The sequence below is a fragment of the Colwellia meonggei genome (assembly GCF_057537295.1).
Genome location: NZ_BAAJLZ010000005.1, coordinates 231,634 through 243,711 on the forward strand (window position 1 = coordinate 231,634; position 12,078 = coordinate 243,711).

At 34.2% G+C, this 12,078-nt stretch carries 13 protein-coding genes; 7 read left to right on the forward strand and 6 right to left on the reverse strand.

The annotated features are described in order from the left end of the window. The first annotated feature begins 4 nt into the window (after nt 1–4). A complete protein-coding gene (gene bioD, locus AC27E9_RS13860; protein WP_487131115.1) occupies nt 5–682 on the forward strand; it encodes a dethiobiotin synthase in 678 nt (225 codons plus the stop codon). A gap of 23 nt (nt 683–705) precedes the next feature. Here bioD and pepE read toward each other — a convergent pair whose 3' ends face one another. The 6 genes from pepE to AC27E9_RS13890 all read right to left on the reverse strand — a co-directional run bounded on the left by pepE (nt 706) and on the right by AC27E9_RS13890 (nt 5,852). Further along, nucleotides 706–1,422: a dipeptidase PepE gene (pepE, locus tag AC27E9_RS13865; protein WP_487131323.1), complete on the reverse strand. Its 717-nt coding sequence runs from the start codon at nt 1,420–1,422 to the stop codon at nt 706–708. A 74-nt stretch (nt 1,423–1,496) separates the two neighbouring features. Next, nucleotides 1,497–1,901, reverse strand: a complete 405-nt coding sequence (locus AC27E9_RS13870; RefSeq protein WP_487131117.1) for a type II toxin-antitoxin system HicB family antitoxin — start codon at nt 1,899–1,901, stop codon at nt 1,497–1,499. 479 nt (nt 1,902–2,380) lie between these two features. Beyond that, on the reverse strand, nt 2,381–3,154 hold the full coding sequence (locus tag AC27E9_RS13875; protein ID WP_487131119.1) for a ferredoxin--NADP reductase: 774 nt from the start codon (nt 3,152–3,154) through the stop codon (nt 2,381–2,383). 178 nt (nt 3,155–3,332) lie between these two features. Continuing rightward, nucleotides 3,333–4,481, reverse strand: a complete 1,149-nt coding sequence (locus AC27E9_RS13880) for an HlyD family secretion protein (protein ID WP_487131121.1) — start codon at nt 4,479–4,481, stop codon at nt 3,333–3,335. A gap of 3 nt (nt 4,482–4,484) precedes the next feature. Next, nucleotides 4,485–4,832, reverse strand: coding sequence for a DUF3302 domain-containing protein (locus AC27E9_RS13885; RefSeq protein WP_487131123.1), 348 nt, complete (start codon nt 4,830–4,832; stop codon nt 4,485–4,487). 117 nt (nt 4,833–4,949) lie between these two features. Beyond that, nucleotides 4,950–5,852 carry a hypothetical protein gene (locus tag AC27E9_RS13890; protein ID WP_487131125.1) on the reverse strand — a complete coding sequence of 301 codons (903 nt, stop codon included), beginning with the start codon at nt 5,850–5,852 and terminating at the stop codon, nt 4,950–4,952. 231 nt (nt 5,853–6,083) lie between these two features. On the opposite strand from AC27E9_RS13890, the gene AC27E9_RS13895 reads away from it, so the two are divergent. From AC27E9_RS13895 to AC27E9_RS13920, 6 genes are all read left to right on the forward strand, one after another. Further along, nucleotides 6,084–7,271: a tetratricopeptide repeat protein gene (locus AC27E9_RS13895; protein ID WP_487131127.1), complete on the forward strand. Its 1,188-nt coding sequence runs from the start codon at nt 6,084–6,086 to the stop codon at nt 7,269–7,271. Nucleotides 7,272–7,274: 3 nt separating this feature from the next. Next, a complete protein-coding gene (locus tag AC27E9_RS13900; RefSeq protein ID WP_487131129.1) occupies nt 7,275–8,219 on the forward strand; it encodes a M28 family peptidase in 945 nt (314 codons plus the stop codon). A gap of 81 nt (nt 8,220–8,300) precedes the next feature. Then, nucleotides 8,301–8,858, forward strand: coding sequence for a phosphoribosyltransferase (locus tag AC27E9_RS13905; protein ID WP_487131131.1), 558 nt, complete (start codon nt 8,301–8,303; stop codon nt 8,856–8,858). A 156-nt stretch (nt 8,859–9,014) separates the two neighbouring features. Next, on the forward strand, nt 9,015–10,214 hold the full coding sequence (locus AC27E9_RS13910) for an alkaline phosphatase family protein (RefSeq protein WP_487131133.1): 1,200 nt from the start codon (nt 9,015–9,017) through the stop codon (nt 10,212–10,214). 29 nt (nt 10,215–10,243) lie between these two features. Further along, on the forward strand, nt 10,244–10,684 hold the full coding sequence (locus AC27E9_RS13915; RefSeq protein WP_487131135.1) for a hypothetical protein: 441 nt from the start codon (nt 10,244–10,246) through the stop codon (nt 10,682–10,684). A gap of 123 nt (nt 10,685–10,807) precedes the next feature. Next, complete coding sequence (locus tag AC27E9_RS13920) at nt 10,808–12,019, forward strand: EAL and HDOD domain-containing protein (protein WP_487131137.1); 1,212 nt, start codon at nt 10,808–10,810, stop codon at nt 12,017–12,019. Nucleotides 12,020–12,078: the final 59 nt, after the last annotated feature.

Here is a 12,078-nt window from a genome sequence, read left to right on the forward strand (position 1 = left end):
CCCTATGCTAAATTTATTTATAACCGCGACGGACACTGACGCAGGTAAAACCTATGTGGCTCAAACGTTAGTTAATGCCTTAATTAAAGCCAATAATACTGTAGCTGTGTATAAACCAATATCGGCAGGCTGCGAAAGAATTGGTGACAGCTTAATTAATGAAGATGCGCAGTTATTATTAGCACAATCAAATTGCCAACAAACAATTTGTGAAGTTAACCCTATTGCTTTTGAACCCGCTATTGCGCCACATATAGCTGCGGCGAAATTACACAAAACAATATCATTATCAGAAGTTGAACAGGGCTTTGGGAGATTAGCTAAATTTAGTCCTAATATTATCGTTACCGAAGGTGCTGGTGGCTGGCGTTTACCTTTAGGTAATGGCAAGTTTCTATCTGAATTTGCACTAGTTACCCAGCAAAAGGTTATTTTGGTGGTCAATATGAAACTGGGTTGCTTAAATCATGCAGTGTTAACCTATCAAGCTGTTATTGCTGATGGCTTAGAATGCTTAGGTTGGTTGGCTAATTGTCCGGAAGAAATGCCGTATTTAGCAGAAAATATTGCGGAGTTAGAAGAATTACTACCTATTCCTAAATTAGCAGAATTAGGTTTTAATAAAGATATTGAGCAAGCAGCACAGGATATTGATATAACACCAATTACTGCACTGCTTTAAATATTTAGCTTAAACTAAATAGCTTATAGTAAGTCGCTTAAATCATCATTGGTCGTGATGGTGGTTTTATCGCCAGCTTTGAAAATATAGCCCAAATTATTTTCACAGCCGCTTACTAAACCTAAGGTATTATCTTTTAACTCTAATGCACTACCTTCAACAATAGCCACAATTGGTGTGGCAGGGTTTAATACCATAAATTCTGCTAAACGTTGTGCACGGGTTTCACCGTTATGACCAGGTGGATTATAATCGGTGTAATGTGGGTTTAATTGAAAATCAACAAAATTTAATGCCTTGAAGCTTTTTGGCTCAATAATAGGCATATCATTTGTGGTTCTAATTGACATACCTGCAATGTTAGAGCCAGCACTCCAACCAATATATGGCATACCTGTTGCCACTTTATCTTGAATAGCGCTAATTAAGTTAAGCTCATACATCTGGTGTAATAAATGAAAAGTGTTACCGCCACCAACTGCAATTGCCTGGGCATTTTTTACTGCAGTAACAGGATCTGAGAACTCGTGTATACCTTTAACATTAACGCCGATTTCAGTTAAAGCACTTTGAACTTTCTCAGTGTACTCATCGTAATTTAATGTAACGCCGGCGTAAGGTACGAATAATACTTCAGTAATACCGTTAAGTTTTGCTTTAATCATATTTAAAGCGTGTACTAAATATTCTGTTTCGCCCACTCGTGAACTGCTTAAAAGTAGCAGGTTTGCATTTTTTATAGTCACATTTATACCTTAATTTTAAATTATTTATTAATACTGATTTTACCTGATATCAAGTTTTCATTGCGAAATTATTTCGCTAATTCACTAATACATGCACTGGCAATAAAACCTGAACGGCTACTGTGTTGAGATGTCTTAGCCACTCGATCATCAATTTGCTTAATTAATAGCTCGGGTAAAGTCACATTTATCTTATGACTTTTTCCCAAATACGGAACAATATCAAACTCTAAAACAGCCCAAATAGGGGAGATTTCAGTTGTTTTTTGCATGTGGTATTCGATTGATTTCGCTTGTGGAACTTGCTCTCCATATTCAACCAAAATACTCAAATGAGACGCCATAGCGTCTTCGAGCATATGTAAACCATCATCCATTGTCGCTGCTTTTACCTGACAGCCTGGTAAATCAACTACTGAAAAATTGTAATTATTTTCTACATTACTCTTAATGACCATGATCGGATATTTCATTATTTTAATCCCATAAATCTATATTTATTTATTGTAACCCCTATAACTCTACAAGTAAATATACTGATAACTCCCGGAGTTATAATTCTAGTATCAATTATAACTCTGATAACTCTGATGGAATGGCTTGTGATAACCCTGGTAACTCTTTGTTTTTTCGGAGTGACTATTTACTTACTAGTTGGTTACATAGATGTAAGTGATTTGGAATTGAATTAACTAAAATATGCTAAACGTTTGAATGCTTATTAGTTACTATTGGTTATTTAAAAATAGAGTTATTGGAGGGTGAATACTGATTTTGGATACGAAAATCTTTCGATGATTAAATTTTATTATTCATCACGTTTAACTAAAAACGAGTACATTTTTAAGAGGTGTTAATTGTCTGATATAGGTGTTTTGTACAGTATTTTATTTTCGCAAAAGTGAATAGAACTCATGTAAAAAGTAAAATTTAATATTATTTCTTTTACTTTTTACCAATAGTTTTCAGAACTAAAATGTCCTGGTGAGCGTCGTAAATGTTTTTTAAAGCCAAGCGTTTCAAGAGCGTCTTTGGTGTCGTGTACCATATCGGGATTGCCGCATAGATAAAAAAAACTATTTTCTGTTGTTGGTGTAATGTCAGCTGACGAGAATAATTTTCCGTTTGTTAATAATTGCGGAATTCTACCTGAGTGTACATCTGGTATTTTTTCACGAGAAACAATTGGTAGGTATTTTAGTTTACCATGATAGTTGTTTTGTAATTGCGTAATTAATTCTTGGTACACTAACTCTTGTTTTGTTCTGACCGCATGCACGAGAATAATACTGTCGAATCGAGTTTGAGTGTCCGGCTCGGATAATATTGACAGAAAAGGCCCAATAGCGGTACCGGTTGAAAGTAACCATAAATTTGTACAATCGGCAGGGATCTCACTTAATGTCATAAAGCCACTTGCTTTGTCTCCAACATATATTTGATCACCGATATTTAATTGCGCCAGCTGAGGGCTTAAATGCCCGTTTTCAACATCAATAATTAAAAACTCCATATCACTATGCCCAGAAGCTTGGTTTGGCGAATTTACAAACGAATATGCTCGGCGTACCCATTCACCATTAATATTTTTTAATGCAAGTTTAGTAAATTGACCGGCAATATATGGTTTTACGTCGGCTTTTACCTGAATGGAAAACTCATTTTCGGTCCAGTTTTTAACTTGAGTGACAACACCTTCAATAAAGCCGTTAAGCTGACGTTCCATATAATTACCTTAAGCTAAATGTTTAAAAGGAGTGATTTGATTATAGTCGGAAAAAAGAAACTAATAGAAAGGCTATTAATCAAAAAGTCATTAATAACGAGTCTAGAATTAATTATTGTAACTTGATAAGAAGGGTGATTTTAATCATTTATATCACCCTAATAGGATTGGTATTGAGTTACTTGATCGGGTAAACGTATTTTATCCAGCTCATCATACGGAGTAATATTCTACGAACTAACGACGTGTGCAAAAAATCGCCATCAGGATTTAGAGCAACTGCTTGCCCTTGAACCCCTAACGGCAAGTTATAGTCGTTTAAGTCTTCATCAAGTTCTATAATAGCGATAGAAAACCCGTGGTTAGTGAGTCTGTTTGCTTGTATTAATGAACCTGAGCCTTGAAATTCACCTTCTGCCATGGCTGGCAGTATATCAACCACTTTACCCGTAAATACATGCCCGGGTACTGCATCCAATATTACTTCAGCATCTAAACCTTTCTTTAAACGTAATAATGAATTTTGCCAAATTCTAGCGGCAAATCTACGTTTCTCTTTTGGAATAAAGCTCATTACGGGTCTAACAGCCAAAATGCCTGCACGCATTCCCGGTCTTAATGCTAATTGTGTTGGGGTACCATCAGTAGGTGCTCTAACAAATGTTCGATCATAATCAAGCTGCGCTTTATCTTTAATGGCCTTTAGTTGAGCAACTTGGGTATTCTCTCCATATATTTCTGACTCTGTTAATAGCCTAACTTTTCTTTCGTTTGCTTTGGCCGTTTGTAGAGACGCATCGGCAGCTTCGTTTAGTTTTTTCCTATTATCTAGTTCTTGTTGAGAGAAAGGAGAATTTACACCTGCTTTTGCTTGACCGTCAGCATAACGTTGGTATGTTAGTTTTGTTCTATCGCTATTAGCTTGCGCTTTGGCCACTTGAGCAACCGCAGCTAAAAGTGCTTCATCATTTTGTAATACCTGATTTTTTGCTTGTGCAAGCGCTGCATCGGCTTTTTCAAGAGCTATTTTTTGTTCCTCATTGTATAAAGTAAAAAGGACGTCACCTTTTTCTACCAATTTATTAGCTTCAACATCAACTGATTTAATATTTCCTGCAACCAGTGGCGTTATAGGTATCGATGCAAACACTTCCTTGCCGTATTTTGCATAAGGATGTAAATAATTCATCACCAACATGATTCCACCTAAAATAACTACACCACCTAAAACAGCCGTTGGTACAGACCACTTATTTAAAGGTATTTTAAATGCTTTAAATATTGCTATGCATATCGCGGTGTACGTTAGAATTATCAATAAGTCCATAATCTATTGCTCCAGTTTCGCGATTGATTTTTTAAGGGCATCAACTTCTAACTTTAAATCGTCCATCATATTTTCTAGATTTTTGTCAGTAGCATTATTTTGATTTTTTGTATTGTTGCTTACCATGCCCCAGCCGACACCTGGTTTATATAATGTCGCCCAGATCCATAAAAAAGGCCAAATGGCACCTAAGGTAAATAAACTTATCCAGCCTGCTACATGGATGGCATCTTGATGTGGGTGATTTCGTTTTTCGGCTATCTCATAAGGAATATCATGCACGACAATAATTCCATAAAATATGACAATAGCAACAAAAAACACTAAGAAAAGGGCAACATAATCCAACATTATCTTTCTCCAAAAATCAGTTTTATTATTAGTATTTGTTTTAGATTAATTTGTAATAAAAACATCTAGATATAACTATAGACATGATTTTTGAAAAATACACGAACGCATAGATATTTAATTAATTTTATGTTTTTCTATTTCGTTCAGATTAATAACATAAGCATTTCTGCCTATGCCATGAAATTCTTCATCAGTAAAAACAATATAGTCTTCATTATAAAAAGTTATCGCTTCTTTTTGTGTGACAATACCGAGATCAATGCGATAAACATCGCCTGAGAAAAAGTCATCTTCTTGCCAATTTTCAAATAGCCATATACGTTGAGAGTCCAATAATGCCAACTTTTTTCGGCTAGGGCTTAATGCTGCAGATGTAATCCAACATAATTCTTCCGCCAAGGTACAAGTTTTAAAGGTACTTAGTTTTTCAGCATCGAAATTAGCAGCGTGATCACCGATTTTATATAAGGTCGTAATACCATTAAAAGGTGTTGTTCTATTTTTAGTAAATAAATATAAGTGTTTTTTGTAGTAAATAAATGCTTCTACATCAAATTCTTTTTTTTCAGCTTTAGGTGGGAAAATATTATGATCAGGGTAGTTAAATTTAATAATTTCGGCTTCAGTAGTTTCACCTTTGATATCGATAGGGTTTTCAATTTTATATATCGTTAACCATTTACGTAGATTTTCATTGTTGCCAAAACCACCTAAAAAGAAGTGTCCAAAATCATCTTGGGTCATATCTTCCCAATCAATATTTTTGGCATTGGTAATTGTTATAGTTTTTGCTATCGATCCCTTTTTATTGACTTGATAAAGCTTTGCACCATCACCGCCATCATTTATTGCCCACAATTTAAGATTTTTGTCGAATTCTATACCAGATATCTCTTTCAGTGCTTTATCAACAGTGACATATTTGTACTTATATAACTGATAACTTGCTATTGATATAACAATACAGGTTGCGATTACGCTGCCAATTAAAAAGCCAGTAATATTTCTTTTGATCATGAAATTTATATATCCGTAATAGGTACATTGTAAAATTTAGCTTAAAGATTACTTGGTTTTAGATAGATTTAACGTTTCAATTTGTAGCTATTTCAATGTTTATGAATTCAAGGCTTCTACTCTAACAACGTTTAATTGTAATTCTTTATTAATAATAACCAGAAATATAAATTAAATGTCAAAGTTAACTTATGCTTAATGTATAGCAAATGCGTATATTTTGGAGTTGTTATGAAATTTAGCTTATTGATTATTATCTTATATATTGTGTTAAGCCTATTAACTGCTTGTCAGTCAGCTCCTAATTTTTCTAAAAACATTCAGCTTTCAAATTCATCATTATATGCTGACGAAAAGTTTGAAAATTATGAAAATGTTTACATAGAGAGCGAAGATGAAATATTTGCACTAAATGATGATATGAGAGCTATGGTTGCTAGTAAGCTAGCTAATGAACGTGATAGTAGAAAGAAAACAATAAAATTACTTAAACACTTTTTCAGCTCAGAGCAAACACGGCTTGCTTATAATGCTGGCGCTAATGTCATAGCATCTCAAGCTTATCAAAATAAAGAGGCTAATTGTCTTTCTTTAACGATAATGGCTTATGCATTAGCAAAAGAAGCGGACTTAGATGTCGCTTTTCAAAGTGTTAATATACCAGAATATTGGGTGCGAAATGGCCGAGTTAATATGTTAACCGGGCATGTTAATTTAAGAGTTCTTAAAAAAAAATCACCAAATAAAATCGTTTTTTTAGAAAGAAGTATTTCAGAAATAGATTTCGATCCTTTTGTTGTCAAACGGTCATTCTCCAAAAAAGTTATTAATAAAAATACAGTTATTGCAATGTTTTACAATAATAAAGGTGCTAATGCCATGGTAGATGGTAATTACGTTACCGCCTATGCTTATTTAAAAGCAGCGACAGAAATTGATTCAGAATTTTCGTCCGCATGGGGTAATTTAGGTATTTTGTATCGATTTAGTGGCTTTGAACAACAAGCGATTAAAACCTATCAACATGCGATTAACCTTAATCAAAAAAACCTTACCGCTATGTCAAATTTAAGCATGTTGTTGCATGGTAACGGTGAGTATGAGCAAGCTAAGAAGTTAGATACAATTATCATGCGTCAGCGTGCTAATAACCCATATTATTATGCGTTACTCGCTGATGAAAAGTTTTATATCGGAGCTTACGGCGAAGCGATACATCATTATCGCAAGGCTATAAAACTAAATAAAAACATTCATGAATTTTATTTCGGTCTTGCTAAAGTTTACTATATGTTAGATGAAGTTGAAAAAGCGCAGCGTTACTTGAAAAAAGCGATAGCTAAGAACAAAGTAATTCATTTTGATAAGCAGTATATTGCGAAATTAAATATATTACAGGAATCAAGAAGGTTAAATTAATACATGATAATTAGTCGAATTATTTTTATTTTAATTTCGTTATTAATTGCTTCATGTGCAACACAAACTAACGATATTGAAGTTTCTGTTACTATACCTGACTCAAACTTACTTCGGCATCTACATTACTTGTCTTCTGATGAACTACAAGGTCGAAAGGTTGGTTCATCTGGAGGGGCTCTAGCACAAGGTTATTTGGTTGAACAACTTAAAAAGGAAGGTGTTCAGCCTTTTGGGCAAGAATACTTGGCGCCTTTTATTATTGAACGTTCGTTTAATGATCTTAAAGCAAATAATGTCATTGCATATGTGCCTGGTACCAAAAAACCTGAAAATTTTATCGTATTATCTGCGCATTTTGACCATATTGGTGGTCAAGGTAAGCGGATATATAATGGCGCAGATGACAATGCCTCTGGCACTGCGGCATTATTGCATTACGCAAAGCGATTACAGCAAAGGCCATTAGGTTATAGTGTGATTTTGCTATTTACTGACGGTGAAGAATTAAATTTGAAAGGTGCAAAAGCCTTTGTTGCACAAAACCAACAACTGATGACTAGCATCATATTAAATATCAACCTTGATATGATTGCGGGTAATAGAAGAACTAAAAAGTTGCAGTATATTAGCCGGGGTTTAGAAACTCTATTAACCGAAAAACAAAAAGCAGCATATATTAGTAATTTTGAGTCAGCATCAGTACAAGTTAAAAAGGGCTTTCGCGGCGTTGGTTTTAACAATCAAAATAATAAAGTAAAGTGGGAAGTAGCAAGTGATCACGGAGTGTTTCATAAAAACAACATTCCATTTATCTATTTTGGAGTTGGTACTCATAGTAACTACCATAAAATTTCAGACACATATCAAAACGCCAATCATGAATTTTTTCTTAATGCTGTAGAAACTATCTACCAACAACTTATCTTTCTTGATCAAAATCTATAAAAATCTTGCCTTTGCTACTCAGCACATAGAAAAACACGTTATAATAGCGATAATTAATAATTAACTGAGGTTAACTCATCAATGGAAAAGCGATATATAACTGCGCAAGAGTTGCTTGAAGATTCATTTCGTGTTGCAGCGAAAGTATACGAAGACGGTTTTAGACCACAATTTATTGTCGGCATATGGCGTGGTGGCGCGCCAATTGGTATCGCGGTACAAGAATATTTTGATTTTAAAAAAGTAGAAACTGATCATATTGCAGTGCGTACATCTTCTTATTACGGTATTAACCAGCAAAGTAAAGAAATTAAAGTCCACGGGCTACATTACATAATTGAAAATGCCAATGCTGATGACGGATTACTTATTGTTGATGATGTTTTCGATTCTGGTCGCAGTATTGAAGCATTAATCGCGCAATTGAAAAAGCTTACTCGTAACAATATGCCAAAAGACGTTAGAATAGCTTGTCCTTGGTATAAACCGCAAAACTCGAAAGTTGATATCGTACCTGACTATTATGTACACGAATCAGCAGAGTGGTTAGTTTTCCCGCACGAATTATCAGGCTTAACGCCAGACGAAATTGCAACAGGTAAGAAAGATCTTGTTAATATTTTAGACTTATTTGAATAGTCTAATTAAGTCAGTATTTAAAACGCAGCTATTTAGGCTGCGTTTTTTTGTTAAAAACTATAATTAATTTTCTGTTACTAATCAGTGTGCTGCTTGTATAATTTAACGTAATACTTTATGTTGAATTTTTAATAGCTAATATTTGGTTTTTAATACATGAAGCTCAAGTTTTTCCTCTTTATTTTCGCCTTTACCTCTACTGCTTGTTTAGCGAAAGTACCATTAGTACTGTTATCAATCGACGGCTTTGCACAACGATATTTAGATCAATATCAACCGAAAACACTTAATAAGTTAAAACAGCAAGGAACAAGCGCAAAAGCATTGTTACCTATTTTTCCTAGCAAAACGTTTCCAAACCATCTAAGTATTATTACAGGACAATATCCTGTTAATCACGGCATTGTTCACAATGATTTTTTTCACCGTGGTATCAATAAATCATATCAATTAGGTGATGGAAAAAATGATTCTAGATGGTTAACTGCTGAACCACTTTGGCACATTAATGAAATGCAAGGAAACAAATCAGCGGTATATTTTTGGCCAGAATCTGAAACAGCAATCAACAATCAAAACGCCAGTTATTACTACCCCTACAAGCATTTTACACCGAATAAAGCACGACTAGATCAGATTTTAGATTGGTTACGCCTCCCTGAAAGTAAACGACCTAACTTTATTGCTGGATATTTTGCCTCTGTAGATGATGCCGGGCATGATTTTGGTGAAAATTCTCCCCAGTTAGTTAAAGCGATAATGGATCTTGATACTCTGTTAGAAAATTTCATAGAAACCATTAATACTGAGTTTTCAGGGCAAGTTAACTTAGTGATTGTCTCTGATCATGGTATGACAAAAATCGGCCCCAAAAATATTATCAAGTGGCAAAATATGCAAATAGAAAATGTAAAGGTCATTAATGGTTCGACACAACTTTATCTATACAGTGACGATAAATTGGCTATAAATAAGAGTATTGAAAGGTTTAAGCATCAACAAGAGAATGGTGATAAAAAGGGCTATAGCATTTATAAATCGCCTAACTTTCCAAAACATTGGCAGCTCAATAATACAACAGCAGCCACACCGAATGCCATTATTGACGCCAGTTCATCATACATTTTCGATAAGGGTCATTCGCAAATTGACCCTGAAACCCATGGCTATGATCCTAAATATCTTCGAGATTTAGATGCAATATTTATCGCGACGGGTCCAGCCTTTAAAAAAGGGCATGAAGTCGCACCATTTGAAAACATCAATGTTTTACCTATTATTACTCGAGCATTAGGGCTGACTGACGTAGACAATATTGATGGTAGCTATGAAATTGCGGATCAGATTGTTAAGTAATAAACGATACACATACCATGAGCACTATAATGACTAAATACCCATGTATTGTAGTAAAAGGGCATCAGGTCGCTTCTGGTAACGCGAATGACTCACGCTTTCCACAGGGTACTATTGCAGCACAAAAGCCTTATTTTAAATCACTTGGTTTAGACTTAAGTCAATATTTTTCAGCAACAATAAATGCAAAGTTAGATTGCAGTAGCGTGCTCTTAACTCGGCCTAACTATTCATTTATCAAAGTAAAATGGCATCAGTTAATGCCTGCAGAAAATTTTAACTTTTATAACTGTGAATTAATTGTTGCTAGTAAAATTTATTCAGGGCTAATTTATCAGCCAGAAGTTGAAACTAAAATTGAGCATTTCCAACCAAAAAATCTCATAGAAATTTTAGTGCCTTACATTAGCAATATACAATACGGTGATAAGCTACATATCATATGTAATCATTTAACATTGCAAAAATAGATATTACTAGCAATGAAACTTAAGTAACTAACAGACATTTCAAAAAATTAGCTTAAATAACTTTTCATTAACATGCATAATAGGGTATGTTTTAGATCACACAATTAATAATAATTCTATTCTATGGAAATAAGCTACATCGCCCGTCAGGCAATACTCGATCGCAATAACAAGACTATTGGTTACGAATTATTGTTTAGGGATAGCCCTGACAATAAATTTCCTGAAATAGATCAAGATATTGCAAGTTCTAAATTGGTAATTCAGAACCATTTTCAAGGTGATATAAAGTCGATTAGTTTAGGTAAATTAGCATTTATAAACTTTACTGAAAAATGTTTGATCAACAAATACCCATTAATGTTTGATAAGTCGGCTATTGTTATTGAGCTTGTTGGCCATAAATCTGCAACTGAGCGATTATTAAAAATAGTTAAGTACTATCATGAAAAAGGCTATCAAATTGCATTAACTGAATATGATTTAGACATGAAATGGGACGTGTTATTTCCTTACATCTCAATGATTAAAGTTGACATAGAAGTTACTAATGCAAAAAGGTTACGCCCAGTTTTAGAACGCCTAAAACCATTTGACGTTAAGTTAATTGCTGAAAAAGTAGAAACCAACTACCAACTTCAATCGTTAGCCGAAGTAGGCTTTAACTATTATCAAGGTTTTTTCTATCACGAGCCTGAAATTGTTGAAGGACAAACGTTAGCACCAATTAAATCTCAAATGTTGCACCTGATCAGTGAAACATTCAACAAGCCATTAGACTTTGATCATATTGCAGAAATAATCAGTCATGATGTTAATTTAACCGTAGGCCTCCTGAAACTTGTTAATAATGTCTCTACTGGTACACGTGTTGAAATAACCTCTTTAAAACAAGCTGCGGCTTATTTAGGTGAAGATAAGTTAAAACAGTTTGTTACTATTCTAGCGCTGTCAAAACTTACTTCGGATAAAACGAGTGAAGTTTCTAAGCAATCATTAATTACTGCTAAGCTTATGTCGAAATTGGCAACTGAAAGTGCCTTCGTTGAAATTAGCGATTTTGCTTTCATTACCGGTTTACTAAGTGCGATAGAAGTCATTATGAGCATGCCGATGAGTGAAATCATTAAAACTATGCCACTAGCAAAACCAATTGAAGAGGCATTAGTTAGCCATACCGGTATTCTTGGTCAGCTATTAGAGTTAACAACTAACTATATAACAGGTGATGGCGAGAATATTCAGGAACTTATCGATATCTATGGTTTAGATGCAAACTTTATCCATAAAGAATTTGTTAATGCGAGTAATTGGTGTAAATCATTAGGCATTTAATATAATTCAAATAGATAAGTTAACGAGAGAGCATTTATTTTTTGTAGAAATAAATGCTC